Raw genomic sequence first — 19058 nt, 5'->3', positions numbered from 1 at the left:
ACCTGCGAAATCAAGTGGACTGCTTGAACACTTTTTATCGGAACCAAAGCTTGCCTCGTCGATTTCGGTGGCAATGTTCACCGCAAATTTCGGTGCGCCTGCCTCCGGCACGGTTGCACCCCCGCCGCCCAAGAAGCGTCGCCCGCTCAGCATCCGGGTCGGCAAGAAGCTTCGTCGCCGTATCGATGCGGTGGTCGAGCGGTCGTCGCTCGTATCAAACGCGCCGGTTCTTCAGCCGGAACTGTTCCCTTGGACCGATCTGCTTCGCCGTCACTGGACCGAGATCAGGGACGAAGCACTTGCCGTATTGGCGCAGCCGGACGCCGTGCCGCTGCTTGATGAGGTCTCGCCCGATCATCGTCGGATCGCGCCCCCCGGTAAGTGGCGCAGTTTCTTCCTACGCGGCTATGGTGCCGACATCGAAGAAAATCTAGCGCGGTGCCCGCGCACAGCCGCGCTCATCCAGCATATCCCGAAGCTCAACAGCGCGTTCTTTTCGATCCTGGCGCCCGGGGCGCGCATCCCCCCGCACCGCGGCGTCACGAAAGGCCTGATCACCTGCCACATCGGCCTGATCGTCCCGGCAGGCGACATTCGCCTGCGGGTGGGACCGGAAGTCGTTTGCTGGCAGGAAGGCGAGGCGCTCGTATTCGATGACACCTACAAGCATGAGGTGTGGAACGAGACCGCGGAAACACGCGTGGTTCTGCTGATCCAATTCGGTAGGCCTTTGCGATTCCCCGGTAAATTGCTGGCAGATCTGTTCCTTTGGGGTATACGCCATTCCGCGTTCGTTCGCGAAGCGCGACGCAATATTGCTCTGTGGGGTCAGGCGATGGGAAAAGTGGAAGACGCTCATCGTCTGGATTGAACCGCGAGCGGTCGCTTCGGCTGACCGCGCCGTGGGGGCATGAGCTTCTTCGAAAGCCTGCTGGTGCTTGCACTGGCGTCGATCCTGCTCCTGCAGGTGTCACGCAGGCTCTCCATTCCCTATCCCGCCATGTTGGCGACCGCGGGCGTGGTGCTGGCGCTGATACCGGGTACGCCATCAATCTCCCTCGACCCCCACATAGCCCTGGCCTTGTTCATCGCGCCGGCGCTGGTGGATGCGGCCTATGATTTCCCGGTAGGCGCGGTTTGGCGCTTGTGGCGGCCCCTCGTCGCCCTCGCGGTCGTCGCGGTCTTACTGACGGCAGGGGCGGTGGCGTGGGTGGGTGTCGCCGTCGCAGGCCTTCCGTTCTACGCCGCGCTCGCGCTCGGCGCCATCGTGGCGCCGCCGGATGCCGCCGCGGCAACGGCCATCCTGGGCAGCGTCAGCATGCCGCGTCGTTCGGTCGCGATCCTGAAAGGGGAAAGCCTGCTGAACGACGCTCTCGCCCTGTTGCTATTCGGCGCCGCGACCTCGGTACAGAGCCGCGGCGGGATTGACGGTCATATCGCATTGCAGCTTGGGCTGGCCGCGCCTGGGGGCATCCTGTTGGGCATCGTACTGGCCTGGTGTTCCCGGCGGATCCAACATTATGTCAGCGGCACGCTGGGCGGCAATCTGCTGGAATTTCTCACGACTTTCGGCGTGTGGATCATCGCCGAGCGGATCGGGCTATCACCGGTCCTCTGTCTCGTCGCCTTCGCGATGTCGGTCGCGCGCTCCGCGGGGTTGAGGACGCCTCCCAGAGTGCGTGTACATAGTTTCGCGGTGTGGGAGACGGTGGTCTTCCTGCTCAACGTGCTCGCCTTCCTGCTGATGGGGATGCAGGCGCGCACCATCATCGGCGGCATGGCGCCGGAGCGGCTTTACGAGGCTGCCGGATTTGCCGGGGTCGTAACACTCTGCGTTATCTTGGTCCGGCTCGCCTGGGTGTTGATCTATAATCGGCTGGCACACCGATTCTCTTCGCTGCGGGGCGAATTCAAGCCCGCGAGCCTGAAACATGGCTTTTTGGTGGGGTGGTGCGGGATGCGGGGGCTGATCACGATGGCGACGGCCTTCGCCCTGCCCGGCAACTTTCCCCAACGCGATCTCATCGTGTTGACCGCCTTTGCGGTCGTTCTGGCGACGCTGGTGGTGCAGGGCCTTACGCTGGCACCCTTGGTGCGCCTGCTGCGGCTGGACGGCGAAGAAGGCGCACAGCGTGAGCTGGATGCGGCGCGGGCGACCTTGGCAGAAGCCGGGATTGCCGCGCTCAAGGGCAAAGAGGGTGAGGCGGCCGATTATTGGCGCTACAGCTTCGCCACTCTGTCAGCAGCGGTCGTGCCCCCGCACGATCCGAAGCCGCTCAAGGAGCGCCGCAAGCTGGGGTTGATGGCCGTGCGACACCAGCGCAAGCAGCTCGAACATTTGCGCAACGACCATAAAATCGACGCCGACGCCTTCCTCATCCTGCAGGAAGAGCTCGACTTCCACGAACTCGCCATCACCACCGAGGATGAGCGCCATATCGAAGAAAGCTAGGCGCTGGACGGGGACAGACCGCCAGATAGCTCCTCACCGCGCGCGCCTTGATGCTGGTCGCGGCCGCGGCCGGCCTGCCGTTTTCGGTGGCAGCGCCATCGCCAGTGTGGCGGGGGTGCAGCCGTGGCGATCACCGACGCGCAGCGGCGAGGACAGGACATCACTCGACCTAGATTACCCGGATGCTAAGGCGGTCGCATGAGACGCTTCCATGCTTCCGCGCTGCTCCTGCTCGTCGTTTTGGGGAGCGGCACCGCGCATGCTGCCTTGTCTCAGCCCGAACGGCGGATGGCCAGCGCGGTCGATGCGGGGCAGGCGCAGGACGTGGCGCTGCTCCAGCGGCTGGTCGATCAGAATAGCGGCACCCATAATTTCGAAGGCGTGCGCAAGGTCGCGGCGATGATGGAAGCCGAGCTCGTCCCGCTCGGTTTCACCGTTCGCTGGGTGCCGACGCCGGAAACCGGGCGCGCCGGCCATCTGCTAGCGGAGCATAAGGGCAAGGGGCGGCATATCCTGCTGATCGGCCATCTGGACACCGTGTTCGAGAAGGACAGCCCGTTCCAGAAGATGGAACGTCGTGGCGACACGGTGATCGGGCCCGGTGTCTCGGACATGAAGGGCGGCCTCGTCATCATGCTGTCTGCGCTGCGGGCCATGAAGCAGGCTGGCACATTGGCGAACGCCGATATCCGCATCGTGCTGTCCGGCGACGAAGAGAGTGCCGGCCGTCCGCTTGCCCTGTCGCGCCACGACATGGTCGAGGCGGGACGATGGGCGGATGCGGCGCTGGAGTTTGAGGGGCTGGCGCGTGAGGATGGGCAGGATGTTGGGTCCATCTCCCGGCGCGGATCGATCACGTGGACGCTGACGACAACGGGGCGCACCGGCCATTCGGCGGGTATCTTCAGCGAGGATAAGGGCTTCGGCGCCAATTACGAACTCGCCCGGATCGTGGATCAGTTCCGCCGTGAATTGCGCGAGCCCAACCTTACCTACAGCGTCGGCGTCATTCTCGGCGGCGTCACCGCGACGCCATCGGCCGTAGGGGAGGAGGCCACCGGGGGCACAGCGCAAGGCAAATCGAACATCATTGCCGGGCAAGGCTACGCGACCGGCGATATCCGGGCCCTTTCAAACGACCAAGCCGCCCGCGTCGAACAAAAGATGCGGGCCATCGTGGCCGATCACCTGCCCGGCACGGGCGCGGAGATCAGCTTCAATGAGGGCTATCCAGCTATGGCGCCGACGGCTGGCAGCCGAGCGCTGCTCGCGCAGCTTAACATGGTGAACCAAGATCTCGGCTTGCCCGCCATGGCCGAGCTCGATCCGATGAAGCGCGGCGCGGGCGATATTGCCTTCGTCGCGCCCTATACGGATGGTCTGGTCGGCACCGGTGCTGCGGGCAATGGCGCGCATGCGGTAGGCGAATCGGCCGACCTCACCAGCTTTCCACGCCAGGCCAAGCGCGCGGCGATCCTGATGACGCGGTTGAGCAAGTTAGCGTCGTCCAAGCCTTGATCTGTCTTCCGCCTCGGCCCACATGCCGCTCATGTTAATTGAAACCGAAAACACGCCGAATCCGGCCACGTTGAAATTCATGCCGGGCCGTCCGGTTATGGAGGCGGGCCCGCCGCGGGATTTCGCCGATGCCGACGAAGCGGAGGCGTCTCCGCTGGCGGCGGCGCTGTTTTCGTTGGGCGATGTTGCCGGCGTGTTTTTCGGACGCGATTTCGTTGCCGTAACGGCCGGCGAAGGCGCCGATTGGCGCGATCTGAAGCCGGAGGTGCTGGCGGTATTGCTGGACCATTTTTCCAGCCACGCGCCGTTGTTCCGGGCCGGGACCGCGCATGACATCGTGATCGAAGATGATGCTGCTTTTGCTGAACATCCGGAAGACGCGGACATCGTGGCGCAGATCAAGGAACTGATCGAGCTGCGGGTGCGCCCGGCGGTGGCCAATGATGGCGGCGACATCGTCTATCGCGGCTTCGACAAAGGTGTCGTCTATCTGGCGATGCACGGCGCCTGTTCCGGCTGCCCCTCTTCCACCGCGACCTTGAAGCAGGGCATAGAGCAGCTGCTCAAACATTATGTGCCCGAAGTTACGGAAGTCCGCGCCGCCTGAGGGGAAGATATGATGGCTGTTCCGTTAGCCGACGAGGCACTTGACCGTGCATTCCGCACCGCGCGCACCTTTAACGGCTATCGCGACGAGCCGGTCACCGAAGCCGATTTGCGCGCGATTTGGGACCTGATGAAGTGGGGGCCGACCTCCGCCAATCAGGAGCCGCTGCGGATCGCATGGTGCGTCAGCCAGGAATCGAAGGACAAGCTGGCCCAATTCTGTTCGGGCCAGAATGCGCCGAAGGTGCGCGCCGCGCCCGTCACCGCCATTCTGGCGATGGACATGGAATTTTACGAGAAGCTCCCCAGGCTATTCCCGCACACCGATGCGCGTGCCTGGTTCCTGGGCAATGATAGCCTGATCCAGGAATCCGCTTTCCGTAATTCGACGCTGCAGGGCGCCTATTTCATCATCGCTGCCCGCATGCTGGGGTTCGATACGGGGCCAATGTCGGGCTTCGATACGCCTAAGGTCACGGAGGCTTTCTTCGGCGGTACGACCTACAAGGCGAACTTCATTTCTACCCTTGGTTATGGTGATCCTGCCAGCGTTCAGGCGCGCCTGCCGCGTCTCGACTTTGAGGAAGTGAACCAGCTACTTTAGCCGCATGACGACGTTGGTGATCGAGACGGCGACCGCCGCATGCTCGGTGGCGTTGCTCGACGGTACAGCCGTGCGCGCATCTGCTCACGAGGTGGTCGGGCGCGGGCATGCCGAGCGGCTGGTGCCGATGATCAGCGAGGTTCTCGCGGCCGGCGGCGCCACGCGCGCCGACCTTATCCTGGTCGATTGCGGTCCGGGCAGCTTTACCGGTATTCGTGTCGGCTTGGCCGCTGCGCGTGCACTCGCATTGGCGTGGCAGGTCGATGTCGCGGGATATAGCGCGCTGGCATTGATCGCCGCGACGGCACCTGGAGATGAGGTGGGGGTGGCGATTACCGGCGGCCACGGCGAGATTTTCGTACAGCGCTTTGCCGTTGCGCCGCTTCATCCGCTTGGTGCCATGGTGTCTTTGCGTCCGGAAGCGGCGGCAGAAATCGTGCAGGATGGCCTCGTGCTTGGTTCCGGCGCGCCGGTACTGGTCGCGGCGCGTGGCGATGGCCAGGCGGAGGAGCGCCTGCCCAATGCTGCCGATGCGATTCTGCTGCCCTCGACGCTTGCTTCCCTGCCGCCCATGCCGCTTTACGGGCGTCCGCCTGATGCGGCACTGCCGCGATGAGCGCGCTGTTCTGGGAGGGCAACGAGGGCGATATCGGCGCCATCATGGATGTGATGGAACATGCTTTTGACCCGGCATTCGGGGAAGCATGGAATGCCGGCCAATGTCTGGGCATGTTGTCGCTGCCTGGCGTGTGGCTGTCCTTCGCCCAACAGGAGGGGCGTACCGCCGGATTCGCGCTCAGCCGCCTCCTGGTTGACGAAGCCGAATTGCTGCTGCTTGCGGTCGAGCCTGCGTCGCGGGGGCAGGGGATCGGCCGCGCCTTGATCGAGCGAACCGCCCGCATCGCCGGCGAGAAGGGGGCCCGCCGCCTGTTGTTGGAGGTGCGCCACGATAATCCCGCGCTGGATCTATACCGCTCTGCGGGCTTTGCGGAGATCGGCCGGCGCTGCGGCTATTATCATGGCGCGGACGGCGTGACCCGTGACGCGTTGACGTTGGCGCGAGAGATCGACCTCGATCCGTCCGACGCCCTTTCAACGGCACCGTAAAGCCGTTAGCATGCCGGCATGACGCGCAAAATTGATGTAGAAGCCCTCTGTGCCGACAAGGGATTGCGCATAACCGAGCAGCGCAAGGTGATCGCGCGTGTGCTTTCGGAAGCGGAAGATCATCCCGATGTCGAGGCGCTTCATGCGCGTGCGGCCGCGATCGATCCTGGTATTTCGATCGCTACCGTTTACCGCACCGTCCGATTGTTCGAAGATGCGGGCATTCTGGAGCGGCATGATTTCGGCGATGGGCGCGCCCGTTATGAGGCGGCGGCCGAAGAGCATCATGATCATTTGATCGACGTGGAAAGCGGCAAGGTGATCGAGTTCGTCGATGCCGAGCTGGAAGCCATGCAGCGGCGGATCGCCGAAAAGCTCGGCTTCCGTCTCGTCGATCATCGCATGGAATTATACGGCGTTCCTCTCGACCGGCAGAGCTGAGCCCGCTTCATGACGATTCGGGCGGTGGTGCGCGTGCTGGCCATGGCAATGCTGCTGCTCATGTGCCTGCCGATCTGGGCCATAAGCCGGTTGTTTTGCGACGGCGCCTTCATGGTGCGCTTTTTCCTCGGGCGGGTCGGTTGGCTGCTCGGGCTGCGCGTGACGGTCCGTGGGCAGCCGGTCGCCGGCAATGTGCTCTATGCCAGCAACCATCTCTCGTGGCTCGACATACCGGCCATCGGTGGGACAACGCCGGCGCGCTTCATCGCGAAGTCGGAGATTGCCGGCTGGTCTGTCATCGGGTGGCTGGCCCGGATCGGAGGAAGCGTATTCGTCGCGCGCCAGAAGCGCAGTGAGACACGCGAACAGGCCAATGCCGTGTCGGTGGCGCTAACGGAAGGACGGCCGGTGGTGCTGTTTGCCGAAGGCGGTACCGGAGACGGCGTGACGTTGACCCCATTCCGCCCTTCGCTGTTCGCTGCTGCCAATGAGGCAGGGGTAAAGGTACAGCCCCTCGCGGTCGATTATGGCTCCCGCGCCTCCGAGATCGCATGGCCGACCGGTGCGGGCTTCGCGCGCGAGCTCAAGCGCATGCTGAACCGTCCCGCGCCCGTGCGGGTGACCTTGCACTTCATGGCGCCGATAAACGGCGCCGAAGTCGATCGTAAGAGCATCGCCCGCGAAGCCTACCGGGCCGTCTCCGGGGCGCTTGGAATCGCCGAACCGGCAATGCCTGAGAAGTTGGCAGACTGATGCCCGGCGCGGAGCCGGGCACCCTCACGAGACGTTAGCGGCAGCGAATGTCGTTATTCTGCTCGATCGACTTGCCGAGCAGCGCACCCAAGGCACCACCGATCAGCGTGCCTGCGGCGCGGTTGTGGCCGCCATCGATGACATTGCCAAGGATTCCACCACCGGCGGCGCCGACGATCAGACCGGTCGTGCCGTCGTTGCGCTTGCAATAATAGCGCCCGTCTGATCCGCGATAGACCTCATCCTGTGCCGCCAGGCGCCGCTCCGAATAATTGGGCCCGTCGCGATAATAGCGCGACGCATCATATTGGGTCCGGAAGCGCGGATCGTTGCCGGCATAATAGCCATCATTGTTATAGCCGCCGTTGCCATAAGCGTAATTGCCGTTGCGGCGTTCCCAGCGGATCCGTTGGCTGAGCGCATCCAGCCGCTGCTGGATCATGTCGGCGCGCGCCGGGCTCCAGCCCCGGCGGTTTGCATCCCGTCGGATCGAATTGAGTTCGATCTGCGCATTACGTGCCTCACGGCGATCCAAGCTGCCATCGGCAATGCCACGCTGGATCCGGCGCTGGAGGAACTGGATCCGCTGACGCGGATCGACCGGCGCGCCGCGCCAAAAGGCATCCCGATCCCAGCTGTTGGCCGATCCCCATGGCGCGCCCGGTGGCTGCGCGACGATCGGGGTCGCGCCCAGCATAGCCAGCACGGCTGCGCATGTGAGAATATTGCGTTTCATCGTGTCTCTCCTGCGTCCGGACATTGGGTCCGATGCGGCTAGAACACCTGGATACCGAAACGGTGCCGTGACGACTGTGCCAGGCTGGATCGTCTAGCCGCCGAGGCGAATACCCAGCCATAAAGTTCGCGGCGTCGCGCGCTCGATCGTGCCGTCCGACGATATCGTCGCCGTCACCAGGGTGCCGGTCACATTTTCCGCACGCGCCTGAATCGCCAGATTATGGCCGATAGGAATGCCGGCGGAGAGATCGAGCGTTGTTGCACGCTTGTCGACGCGACTATTCTGATCGTCCTCATACTGGCCCGACACGTAGCGTAGCGTGGCCGAGGTCGAGAGACCCCATAATTCCTCTCGCCCGATCGTCGCTGAGAGCTGGTGGCGCGGCGTCTGGGCGGGGCGGAGTCCGTCCAGCGCAGCCGAAAGCCCATCGCCGCGCACCTTGGCATCCACATAAGCGTAGGAGGCTGCCAGTCGCCATTCGCCGTTGGTCACCTGCGCATCGAATTCAGCGCCGTTTGAGCGGATCGCATCCAGATTGCCGCGCTGGCGATAGACGCCACCGGCGCCGACGAATCCGACGCCGGGGAAGTTGCCGGGTCCGGTGCCGAGGGTGATGTTGCCGATCGCATGATCCAGCACATTGTGGAAAATCGTTCCACTGACCTTGGTGTTCGGGAAAGGCGTCCAGTCGATGCCGGCATCCACGCCTTTCAGGCGTTCCGGACGCAGGGCCGGATTGGCGGCCGTGGCATCCGTGCCAGCCCGAAATGGACGATAGAGCTCGTTCAGGGTGGGCAGGCGCCAGCCGAGATAGGCGGCCGCACGCGCGTGCCAATGGCGTGCGGGCCGCCAAGCAACGCCCCCGCGCGCGGTCGTCTCGGTGCCGTGGCGATCGGCATAATCGGTGTTGGTGACGAAATCGCCTGTCGCCAGCGCCCGTTCGCGCAGACGCCCATCGCTGATCCACCACCGGTCGATCCGCCCGCCCCCGGTCAGGATAAGCCGATCGTCGAGCGGCCAGCTCAGATCGACGAAGGCTCCCGCAGTGGTCGTGCGGCCGCCGGCCTCGCGCTGGCGGGTCGGCGCGCCCGCGACGTAGGTGAAATATTCGTCCGTCTCGCCTTCCGTGTAGCGCGCGTCGGCGCCGATGCGCAGCTCCACATTGCCGCCCAAGGGCGGGCGCACCTCAATCCGGCCGCCGGCTCCGGTGGCGGGAACGTTGAACTGGTCCAGCGTCTGGGTCGCAATCGTGCGGCTGGCATTTGCGCTCGCAAAGCCGGACGTGAACTTCCGGATTTGGAGATAGGTCAGCGCTTCGAACCCCCAGCGTCCGCGACCGATCAGCCGCAGGCTGGCGTCCGCGCCTGTAGTGGCGTTTTCCGTGCCTGCAATGCCGCGATTTCGCTCATCCCGGATCAGCAGCATGTTGGCCTGTAGTTCGGTGTCCGCGGCGACCGGGAATATCGCGCGGGCATTGACCGAACCTTGGCGGTAGGCAGCAGGCTGATCGATCGGCCCGCGCTGGCGCGCGATGATCGGCGTGAAGCCGTCCCCGCGCTGGTAGGATGCCGAAAGGGTGGCGAAGCCGGCGCCGGCATTGCCCGAAACGGCGGCGTCCGCATCGATCGAATCGCGGCTGCCATAGGCAACTGCGGCTGTCACCGGGCGCAGCTGATCCGGGCCGGCACTATCGATCTCGATCGTGCCGGCGAGTGCGCCGGGGCCATAAATGCCGCTGCCGCCGCCGCGCGTTACCCGAACCTCACCCAGGCGGGCGGGGTCGAACGCGGTGAAAGTGGCCCAACCGCCGAAGGGATCGATCTGCGGCACGCCATCCAGCACGATAAGGGCGCGGGAGGAGGCATTGCCGCCGAGGCCGCGCAGGGTTGCCCCTTGGCTGGTCGGATGGGCTGACCGTGAATCCGATCTGCGAAATTGCTGAAAGCCTGCCACGTCGCGCAGCACGTCTTCCAGCCGACCGCTGGCGGTCGACGTAAGCCTCGTCCGATCGATGGTGGCCACGTCGTAGGCCGCATCGCCTGCGACCTGTGCCAGGCCGCGTCCGGTCACGACGATATCGGCATAGGGCTGCGTGTCAGGCGGGGCGGCCTCGGCGACGATTGCGGGGGGCGGTAGATCTGCGGGCATCGCCGCCTCTTAGCGGCGTGGACGCGCTTGGGGAGATTAAATGCGCGATCGTTGAGATGTCGGGGAACGAGCGTGTCCGGCGGGCCGTTCCCCAGCATCTTCAAGGAGATACATCGCCATGCGCTACCAGCTGCGGCCGCTGCGAGACCAATCGATCGTGATCACCGGCGCCAGCTCCGGCATTGGCCTGAATACCGCACGGAAGGCGGCGGCAGCGGGGGCGAAAGTGACGCTGGTCGCCCGGGATGAGGGCGCGCTTCGCGCTACGGTCGACCAGATCGTGGAAGCCGGCGGCGACGCTATCTTTGTCGTGGCGGATGTCGGTGATCCGCAACAGGCGGAAGCTGCCGCTACGGCGGCGGTTGCCCGCTTTGGCAGGATCGACACCTGGGTCAACGACGCCGGAGTAACAATCTATGCGTTGCTGCGCGATACCCCGATCGACGAGCATCAGGCGCTGTTCCGCACGAATTATTTCGGCGTTGTGAATGGTGCGACGGCGGCGCTGCGACATATGCGTACATCGGGCGGTGCACTAATCACGGTTGGGTCGGTGGTGGCCGATCTGCCCACCCCCGTCCTCGGCGCCTATGCTGCATCCAAGCATGCCGTGAAGGGCTATATCAACTCGCTGCGGATCGAACTGGCCGCAGACAAGGTGCCTGTGTCGGTCACGCTCGTAAAGCCGGGCGGCATCGATACGCCGATCGCGCAGCATGCCGCCAACCATCTGGAGCAAGAGGGGCTGATTCCGCCGCCCGTTTATGATCCTGATCTGGTCACGCAGGCCATCCTCGACGCGGCGGAGCATCCTCGTCGGGAGATTACCGTCGGCGGCATGCCGCGCCTGCAAGTGTTGATCGGCACCCACTTCCCGCGATTGCTAGACGCGCTCTCGAACCCGCTGATCCAAATGCTCAGCGACCCGAACGAAGCGCCGACCAGAAGCGATATCGTCGCTTCTCCGGTTCCCGAGGGACAAATACGGTCGGGACGGCAGCAGGGCCGCCGTTTCAGCGTCTATACGTGGGCCGCCCGTCATCGCGTCGCCACGACGCTTGGCGCCGCCGCGCTGGCGACAGGCGTCATCGCACTTGTCCTGCGCCGTGGAAGCGCAGACACGCTTAGCGCCGAACGTCCAGCCCGCCTTGGAGGAAAGCGTCCAGGTCGCGGCGGGTGAACAAGCTCGCATCGCCTGGCAGGCTATGCTTGAGCGCGGTCAGGGCCAGACCCGCGCGCGCCACATCTTCCAGGCTGAAAGCCTCGATCAGGCCATGCAGGACGCCTGCGGCAAAGCTATCGCCACCGCCGATGCGGTCGACAATCCCGGAGATCGCGATCTCGTCCGTCTGAAAGCCACGGTCCGGGGTGTCGATGCGCGCTGCCAACCGGTGACGATCGCTGTCTTCTACATGCCGCGCCGTCGACGCGATCAGCTTCAGCTGCGGAAACGCCTGGAATGCAGCCTCGGCCGCCTCCCGGCGGCGGTCCGCGCCATCTCCGGAAAAATGCCGATCGAGCAGCAATGCCACGTCCTGATGATTGCCAAACAGAATGTCGGCCTGGCTGACCAGCTTCGCCAGAGTCTCGCGCGGACGTCCCTCCCAAGCCGCCCATAATTTCCCGCGCCAATTGCCATCGAAGGAAATAGGTACGCCCAGGCGCGTGGCCGCCGCGGCTGCGGTAAGTGCGGCATCGGTGCCATTCGGCCCAAGGGCGGGGGTGATGCCCGAAAGGTGGAGCCGCCCGGCACCCGCCAGCAGCGCGTCCCAATCCCAAAGATCCGAGGGCGTGTCGGCGAAGACGGAATGCGCCCGGTCGTAGATGACTTCCGTGGCGCGCAAACCAGCGCCTGGCGTGACGAAATACAGGCCCATCCGGCCCTCGCGGCGCTCAACTCCCGAAACGTCGACGCCGTGTGCACGCAGCGCATGGACCGCCGCGTCCCCCAGCGGCGTGTCCGGCAGCGCGGTTACCATCCGCGTCGCATGGTCCAGCCGTGCCAAGCCGGTGGCCACATTTGCTTCGGCACCCGCCACCCACACGTCCAGTTTGGCCGACTGCAGCAGCAGTTCGCGATTGGGCGGCGAGAGCCGCAGCATCACTTCGCCAAAGAAGATGGTCGGCTTGGAAGAAGGCATGTGCGTCGGATCCCTTCGATTGCGTGGCGGCTTTAGGCAGGCTCGACCGGCCCGGCAATCGGCACGGCTTGCCGGTTGCGCCACATGGTTCCCCCACCACGCCGCGCAGGGGTGGATCGGCTTTCGTCCGATCGGCGGGACCCGCTCGCGCGGATGAGCGTTCCCCTTGGCGATTGGTCATGCCGCCTGCGCTGCACCTGGCTGGTCGCCGCCAAAGAACCACATTCGAAGGGCCCTCGTCCGCATGACAGCCGCATTGCAGGTCTCGCTGACCGTCAACGGTACGCCACAGACACTCACGCTGGATCCGCGTGTCACGCTGCTCGACGCCCTGCGTGAGCATCTTCACCTGACCGGAAGCAAGAAGGGCTGTGATCATGGTCAATGCGGCGCCTGCACCGTCATCGTGGAAGGCCGGCGAATCAATTCGTGCCTGTCGCTTGCGGTGATGCACGAGGGCGAGGAGATCACTACGATCGAGGGGCTCGGCTCACCCGAACAGCTCCATCCCATGCAGGCGGCTTTCGTCAAGCACGACGGCTTTCAGTGCGGCTATTGCACGCCCGGGCAGATCTGTTCGTCGGTCGCCATGCTCGACGAAATCAGCGACGGCATTCCAAGTCATGTCACGGACGATCTGATGGAAGTCGCCTTTTCCAACAGCGAGGTGCGCGAGCGGATGAGCGGCAATATCTGCCGCTGCGCCGCCTATCCCAACATCATCGCCGCGATTCGGGAGGTGCAGGGCGCATGAGAGCCTTCACCTATGAGCGCGCGACGAGCGCCCAAGGCGCTGCAGCGGCAGCCGCGGCCCATCCCGGCGCGAAGTTCATCGCCGGCGGCACCAATCTGCTCGACCTGATGAAGCTGCAGATCGAGACGCCGACCCATCTGATCGACGTCAACCATCTGGGCCTCGACCGGATCGAACCAACGGAGGAAGGCGGACTGCGCATCGGGGCGCATGTCCGCAACACCGATCTTGCCGCGGATAAACGGGTCCGCAAGGATTATGCGGTTCTGAGCCGTGCATTGCTGTCAGGCGCAAGCGGTCAGTTGCGCAACAAGGCCACCACTGCCGGCAATCTGTTGCAGCGGACGCGGTGCCCCTATTTTTACGATACTGCCAAGCCTTGCAACAAGCGCCAGCCAGGCTCCGGCTGCAGCGCGATCGGCGGGTTCAGCCGCAACCATGCGATCCTAGGCGTCAGCGATGCCTGCATCGCGACGCAGCCGTCCGACATGGCAGTGGCAATGCGGGTGCTGGATGCGACCGTCGAGACGATCGATCCGGACGGGGCGAGCCGCACCATCGCCATCGCCGATTTCCACACATTACCTGGCGACACGCCCCATATCGAGACGGTGCTTGGCGCGAACGAGCTGATCACGGCGGTAACCTTGCCCGCACCGGTGGGCGGCAAGCATGTCTATCGCAAGGTCCGCGATCGCGCTTCCTACGCCTTCGCTAACGTGTCGGTGGCGGCGGTGATCGGCGATGGCTTTCAGCGTTTCGCCTTTGGCGGCCTCGCGCACAAGCCATGGCGGGTAGAGGCGGCCGAGAAGGCTGACGGTGCCGCAGCGGTCGCCGATATCGTGCTCGATGGCGCGCGAACCACGCCGCTCAACGCCTTCAAGTCGGTCCTGACCCGACGTACCCTGAATGCGGTCCTGCGGGAGGAACATGCGTGAGCCAGCTTCTATTTGATCGGCCCGCCGGCCCCAATCCGATCGATCAGCAGAAAGTGGTCGGTGTCGGTCACGATCGCGTCGATGGACCGCGCAAAGTGTCTGGACGGGCGCCTTACGCCTATGAATATCACGACGAGGTTCCCGATGCGGCCTATGGCTACATTGTCACGTCCGGCATCGCCAAAGGCAGGATCGCGTCGATCGACACGCAGGATGCCGAGGCGGCGCCTGGCGTGTTGCTGGTCGTCACGCACCTGAACGCGCCTGAGCAGGGGCCCAAGAAAGGAGATTTCGCCCCCCAGCTCGTCAGCGACGAAATCAGTTATTACCATCAGCCTGTCGCGCTGATCGTTGCCGAGACGTTCGAGCAAGCGCGGGACGCCGCACATCGGGTGCGGATTTCCTATGCCGAAGAGGCTGGGCGCTTCGATCTCGCGCGGGAACAGACGAACGCCTATCGCCCGACATCAAAGCAGGCGCAGGGCAATCCAGACAGTGGCGCCGGCGATTTCGAGGCCGGTTATGCGGCAGCCCCGGTCACGCTGGATGTCACCTATACGACACCCGATCAAAGCCACATGATGATGGAGCCGCACGCCACGATCGCGCGCTGGGACGAAGACCGGCTTACCGTCTGGACATCGAACCAGATGGTTCATTGGGCGGTGCGTGATCTTGCCGGTACATTACGGTTGGCAAAGGACCAGGTGCGTGTCGTGTCGGCCTTCGTCGGCGGCGGCTTTGGCGCCAAGCTCTGGATTCAGGCGGATGTCGTGCTGGCGGCAATCGGTGCGCGCATGCTCGGCCGGCCGGTCAAGCTGGCGATCGCACGGCCGCAGGTGATGAATACGACCACGCACCGGCCGGCGACGATCCAGCGGCTGCGCTTCGGCGCGGATGCGGACGGGCAGCTGTTGGCGATCGGGCATGAAAGCGTCAACGGCAACCAGCATGATGGCGCGGTCGAAACCGCAACCAGCCAGACCAAGCAGCTCTATGCCGGCAAGGACCGGATGACGTCGCTGCGCTTTGTCGACCTCGATCTGCCGGTCGGAAATTCGATGCGGGCGCCAGGCGAGGCGGTGGGCCTGCTCGCGCTGGAATGCGCGATGGACGAACTGGCCGAAAAGCTCGGCATGGACCCGGTCGAACTGCGGATTCGCAACGATGTTCAATATGATCCGGAAACCGGCCCGGATACGCCTTTCTCCAGCCGCAAGTTGATCGAATGCCTGCGGACAGGCGCGGAGAAATTCGGCTGGTCTCGACGTGACCCCAAGCCGGGGCAGATGCGTGATGGGAAATGGCGGATCGGCTATGGCGTGGCCGCCGCCTTCCGCCCGAATATCACCATGGATTCGAATGCGCGCGTTACCCTGCGCCCGGACGGCACCGTACTGGTCGAAACCGATATGACGGATATCGGCACGGGCAGCTATACCATCATCGCGCAAACCGCGGCGGAGATGCTGGGCGTGCAGCTTGGCCAGGTCGAGGTCCGCCTAGCCGATTCCGATTTTCCTACATCATCGGGATCGGGTGGATCCTGGGGCGGCAACAGCTCGACCGCAGGCGTCTACGCCGCGTGCGAAACCTTGCGCCAGCAGCTGGCGCAAAAGGCCGGCTTCAACGTTTCCGAAGTGGTGTTCGCGGACGGCACTGTGCGCTCCGGCGGGCGATCCGTGCCGCTGGCAGAGATTGCCGGGGACGGCGTCGTGGTGGAAGGCGGCATCAAAGTCGGCTCGCTCGCCGACGATTATGCGCAGGCAAGCTTCGGCGCCCATTTCTGTGAGGTGGGCGTCGACAGCGATACGGCGGAGGTGCGCGTCCGGCGGATGCTCACCGTCGCCGCGGCGGGCCGCATCCTCAATCCGAAAACCGCGCGCAGCCAGTGTCTGGGCGGTATGACGATGGGCATCGGCGCCGCCTTGATGGAGGAATGCGTCGTGGATACGCGCTTTGGATACTTCGTGAACCACGACATGGCTGAATATCATGTTCCCGTCCATGCCGACATTCCAGATCTTGAAGTCATCTTTCTGGAGGAAGAAGATGATAAGTCCTCGCCGATGAAGGCCAAGGGCGTCGGAGAGCTTGGGATATGCGGGGTGGGTGCTGCCGTCGCAAATGCGATCTACCATGCAACCGGGGCGCGCATTCGCGATTATCCTTTGACGATGGACAAGATACTGCCCCACTTAACGTGATGTCCCCGATCAGCCCTGCCGAGTTGTTGCCGCATGCCTGAGCATAGCGCGGGCATCCTGCTGTATAGGCAGTCGGAAGATGGCTTGCAGGTCCTGCTCGTCCATCCGGGTGGGCCGTTTTGGCGTAACAAGGATGCTGGCGCCTGGCAGATCCCAAAAGGGAAGATTGACGAGGGCGAGGCGCTCCTGGAGGCAGCGTTGCGGGAGTTCGAGGAAGAGCTTGGATCCTTGCCGACAGGCGATGCGCGCCCGCTGGGCCAAGTGCGTCAGGCGGCGGGCAAGCTGGTCGACGCCTTCGCGCTCGAAGGAGACTTCGATGCGGAAGGCATAAGCAGCACGATGTTCGAGATGGAGTGGCCGCCCAAATCCGGAACCGTGCGGGCCTTTCCGGAGGTGGATCGCGCGGCTTGGTTCTCGCTGGATGAGGCGCGCGAGAAGATGCTGGCAAGCCAGCAGCCGCTGCTCGAGCAGCTTGAACGGCAATTGATCGAGGATGGCTGACGATCGCATCGGGAAGAACGTCGTGGACTGGGAAAAAATGGCGCAGCGAATTGTGCGATGCGACAATCAAAGCCTTCGATGAGATCTCCACGACCCTACAGGACCAACAGCTTTACGCGATTGTCTGCAGACGGACGATGGAGGGATGACCGTTGGCCCCTGCGCGAACAGCGAAGAGGCTTATGCCGAGCAGATGGCGGAGGAGGAAGACGGACTGCATTTGCCGGAAGCGGCTTTCAATCGCTGGGCGCCGAACGCGCTGCTAACCTTGAAGGGGTGACCTTGTTCGTCACCATCTCCGACAGCGAAGAAGCCGAAGCGCTAGAGGATCGCTCTGCAGCCACCCTCAATCCGCCGCACTTCGCTCAGGCGTTTTTGCAGCGTTACGCCTGAGTTCACTGCTCGGCTAAAGCAGTTCGACTACCATTAGCCCGAGCGGGTCAAGTCGTATCGTCGCGCCATCGATGCGCGCCCGGTTCTGCGTGAGGATCCGCCCGGTTCTGCCGCCGCCGACCCGCGCCAATGGCATGTCAGCCGCAGTGCCGGAGAAGTTGAGCAGCGTCAGCAGCCGTTTGCCGCCGCCGGCGCGAACATAGGCCAGAACCTGCGCATTGCCGCGATCCACCATCGCCATGTCGCCCGCCAAGGCGGGGTTGGTGCGACGCTCCGCAATCAGGCTTCGATAGAGCGACAAGACTGAGTTGGGATCGACTTTTTCTGTCGCGACATTGCGCGTCTTGTAATCGGGCGCCACCGGCAGCCAGGGCTTGGCGCCGCTGTTAAAGCCGGCATTGGCGCTGGCATCCCATTGCATCGGGGTGCGCTCGCCATCGCGCCCTTTTTCCTTGGGCCACCCTTTCTTACCGATAATATCCTGCACGTCCTCGATCCGCTTGGGATCGTTGTTCACCATGCCAAGCTCTTCGCCATAATAGAGGATCGGCGTGCCGCGTAGGGTCAGCAGCAGGGTGCCGATCATCTTGGCCATATCGTCGCTGCTGGTGCCGGCGGGTCGGGCATAGCGGCTCGCGGCGCGCGGCTGATCGTGGTTGCTGAGCGCAAAGGTGGGCCATCCGCCGGCCGGATTGGGTTCCACCGCTTCGATCCGCGGCCGTAGCGCGTTGGCGGTCAGCGGCGTCCCGATCAGGCTCAGGAACATCGGCATTTGCAGCTCGTCATTATGTGCGCCGTAAAAGCGGGTCAGTTCGGGCGCGGTGGCGACATAGGTTTCGCCGATCAGGACGCGGCCGGGATAGCGGTCGATCACCTGCTGCCGCAGCCGTTGCAAGGCCGGATGTATCTCCGGCTGCTCGGTGTTGTAGAGCCGTTGCTGCTGGGGCAGGCCATAAGGATCCGTGCCTGGCGCGGCTGGATTGTCCTTGAGGTCGGCACGCTCGAACATCGTGCCGACGGCGTCCAGCCGATAGCCGTAGACGCCACGCTTCAGCCACCATTCGGCAGCATCGAACATCGCTTTCTCAACCTTGGGGTTGCGCCAGTTCAGGTCGGGCTGCTGCGGGTAGAAGAAGTGATAATAATATTGTCCGGTCTTCGCGTCCTTTTCCCACGCCGGGCCGCCGAAGAGCGAGGTCCAGTTGTTGGGCGGGCTGCCGTCCGGTTTGGGGTCGCGCCAGATGTAGAAATCGCGATACGGATTGTCCCGGCTGGCGCGGGATTGCTTGAACCAATCATGCTTGTCGGAGCTGTGGTTTATCACGAAGTCGAGGATCAACTTCACGCCCTGCGCTTTGCCTTTCGCAATCAGCGCATCGACATCGCCGACCGTGCCGAATTGCGGATCGACGGCATCATAATCCGAGACGTCATAGCCGAAGACCGCCTGCGCGCTCGGGAACAACGGTGTCATCCACACCGCTTCCACGCCCAGATCGGCCATATACTCCAGATTGCCTGCAATCCCCTTGATGTCGCCGATGCCGTCATTGTTGCTGTCCGCGAAGCTGCGCGGATAGATTTCGTAGATGACGCTCCGCTTCCACCAATCGGCCGAACCAGCGGCCGGGTTGGCAGGCATGGTAGGCGGGGCCGCGGAGACAGGCGCGGCAAAGAACAAGGCTAATGTTCCCATCCAGACCGCTTTGTTCATCCTGCTCCCCCTAAGCGTGTGCTGCTGGCATGCTGGTCTAGC

At 64.0% G+C, this 19058-nt stretch carries 19 protein-coding genes; 15 read left to right on the top strand and 4 right to left on the bottom strand.

Features of this window, described 5'->3' with window-relative positions; all coding sequences use genetic code 11:
* Positions 1-73: 73 nt before the first annotated feature.
* The 9 genes from ACOJSI_RS01725 (at position 74) to ACOJSI_RS01685 (ending at position 7481) form a co-directional block, all read left to right on the top strand.
* Positions 74-871: an aspartyl/asparaginyl beta-hydroxylase domain-containing protein gene (locus ACOJSI_RS01725; protein WP_420136524.1), complete on the top strand. Its 798-nt coding sequence runs from the start codon at positions 74-76 to the stop codon at positions 869-871.
* Positions 872-910: 39 nt separating this feature from the next.
* Positions 911-2452, top strand: coding sequence for a cation:proton antiporter (locus ACOJSI_RS01720; RefSeq protein ID WP_420136523.1), 1542 nt, complete (start codon positions 911-913; stop codon positions 2450-2452).
* A 198-nt stretch (positions 2453-2650) separates the two neighbouring features.
* Positions 2651-3970 (top strand): M20/M25/M40 family metallo-hydrolase, encoded by a 1320-nt coding sequence (locus ACOJSI_RS01715; protein ID WP_420136522.1) that lies wholly within the window; start codon positions 2651-2653, stop codon positions 3968-3970.
* Positions 3971-4001: 31 nt separating this feature from the next.
* Positions 4002-4577, top strand: coding sequence for a NifU family protein (locus tag ACOJSI_RS01710; RefSeq protein ID WP_420136521.1), 576 nt, complete (start codon positions 4002-4004; stop codon positions 4575-4577).
* 12 nt (positions 4578-4589) lie between these two features.
* Positions 4590-5180, top strand: coding sequence for a malonic semialdehyde reductase (locus tag ACOJSI_RS01705; protein ID WP_420136520.1), 591 nt, complete (start codon positions 4590-4592; stop codon positions 5178-5180).
* A gap of 4 nt (positions 5181-5184) precedes the next feature.
* Positions 5185-5796 (top strand): tRNA (adenosine(37)-N6)-threonylcarbamoyltransferase complex dimerization subunit type 1 TsaB, encoded by a 612-nt coding sequence (gene tsaB / locus ACOJSI_RS01700; protein ID WP_420136519.1) that lies wholly within the window; start codon positions 5185-5187, stop codon positions 5794-5796.
* A complete protein-coding gene (locus ACOJSI_RS01695) occupies positions 5793-6287 on the top strand; it encodes a GNAT family N-acetyltransferase (RefSeq protein WP_420136518.1) in 495 nt (164 codons plus the stop codon). Before tsaB ends, ACOJSI_RS01695 begins: the two co-directional genes overlap by 4 nt.
* Before the next feature lie 18 nt (positions 6288-6305).
* On the top strand, positions 6306-6728 hold the full coding sequence (locus ACOJSI_RS01690) for a Fur family transcriptional regulator (protein ID WP_420136517.1): 423 nt from the start codon (positions 6306-6308) through the stop codon (positions 6726-6728).
* 9 nt (positions 6729-6737) lie between these two features.
* On the top strand, positions 6738-7481 hold the full coding sequence (locus ACOJSI_RS01685; RefSeq protein ID WP_420136516.1) for a lysophospholipid acyltransferase family protein: 744 nt from the start codon (positions 6738-6740) through the stop codon (positions 7479-7481).
* A 34-nt stretch (positions 7482-7515) separates the two neighbouring features.
* On the opposite strand, the gene ACOJSI_RS01680 is transcribed toward ACOJSI_RS01685, so the two are convergent.
* Positions 7516-8217, bottom strand: a complete 702-nt coding sequence (locus ACOJSI_RS01680) for a glycine zipper 2TM domain-containing protein (RefSeq protein WP_420136515.1) — start codon at positions 8215-8217, stop codon at positions 7516-7518.
* Positions 8218-8310: 93 nt separating this feature from the next.
* A complete protein-coding gene (locus ACOJSI_RS01675; RefSeq protein ID WP_420136514.1) occupies positions 8311-10368 on the bottom strand; it encodes a TonB-dependent receptor in 2058 nt (685 codons plus the stop codon).
* A gap of 118 nt (positions 10369-10486) precedes the next feature.
* Here ACOJSI_RS01675 and ACOJSI_RS01670 point away from each other — a divergent pair, with 118 nt between their 5' ends.
* Positions 10487-11548 (top strand): SDR family oxidoreductase, encoded by a 1062-nt coding sequence (locus tag ACOJSI_RS01670; RefSeq protein ID WP_420136513.1) that lies wholly within the window; start codon positions 10487-10489, stop codon positions 11546-11548.
* On the opposite strand, the gene ACOJSI_RS01665 is transcribed toward ACOJSI_RS01670, so the two are convergent.
* Positions 11493-12509 carry a sugar kinase gene (locus ACOJSI_RS01665; protein ID WP_420136512.1) on the bottom strand — a complete coding sequence of 339 codons (1017 nt, stop codon included), beginning with the start codon at positions 12507-12509 and terminating at the stop codon, positions 11493-11495. The two genes, ACOJSI_RS01670 and ACOJSI_RS01665, sit on opposite strands and share 56 nt — an antisense overlap.
* A 223-nt stretch (positions 12510-12732) precedes the next feature.
* Between ACOJSI_RS01665 and paoA the strand changes: the two genes are divergently transcribed.
* From paoA to ACOJSI_RS01640, 5 genes are all read left to right on the top strand, one after another.
* On the top strand, positions 12733-13263 hold the full coding sequence (gene paoA, locus ACOJSI_RS01660) for an aldehyde dehydrogenase iron-sulfur subunit PaoA (RefSeq protein WP_420136544.1): 531 nt from the start codon (positions 12733-12735) through the stop codon (positions 13261-13263).
* Complete coding sequence (locus ACOJSI_RS01655; protein ID WP_420136511.1) at positions 13260-14201, top strand: FAD binding domain-containing protein; 942 nt, start codon at positions 13260-13262, stop codon at positions 14199-14201. The genes paoA and ACOJSI_RS01655 overlap by 4 nt, the downstream gene beginning before the upstream one ends.
* Positions 14198-16408, top strand: coding sequence for an aldehyde oxidoreductase molybdenum-binding subunit PaoC (gene paoC / locus ACOJSI_RS01650; protein ID WP_420136510.1), 2211 nt, complete (start codon positions 14198-14200; stop codon positions 16406-16408). Before ACOJSI_RS01655 ends, paoC begins: the two co-directional genes overlap by 4 nt.
* 33 nt (positions 16409-16441) lie before the next feature.
* Positions 16442-16909 carry an NUDIX domain-containing protein gene (locus ACOJSI_RS01645; protein ID WP_420136509.1) on the top strand — a complete coding sequence of 156 codons (468 nt, stop codon included), beginning with the start codon at positions 16442-16444 and terminating at the stop codon, positions 16907-16909.
* A gap of 145 nt (positions 16910-17054) precedes the next feature.
* Positions 17055-17189 (top strand): hypothetical protein, encoded by a 135-nt coding sequence (locus tag ACOJSI_RS01640; RefSeq protein ID WP_420136508.1) that lies wholly within the window; start codon positions 17055-17057, stop codon positions 17187-17189.
* A 126-nt stretch (positions 17190-17315) separates the two neighbouring features.
* Here ACOJSI_RS01640 and ACOJSI_RS01635 read toward each other — a convergent pair whose 3' ends face one another.
* Positions 17316-19016: an alpha-amylase family glycosyl hydrolase gene (locus tag ACOJSI_RS01635; RefSeq protein ID WP_420136507.1), complete on the bottom strand. Its 1701-nt coding sequence runs from the start codon at positions 19014-19016 to the stop codon at positions 17316-17318.
* Positions 19017-19058: the final 42 nt, after the last annotated feature.

The organism is Sphingomonas sp. (genome assembly GCF_048595155.1).
Taxonomy (GTDB): domain Bacteria; phylum Pseudomonadota; class Alphaproteobacteria; order Sphingomonadales; family Sphingomonadaceae; genus Sphingomonas_I.
This window is presented reverse-complemented; position numbering and strand designations above follow the sequence as displayed.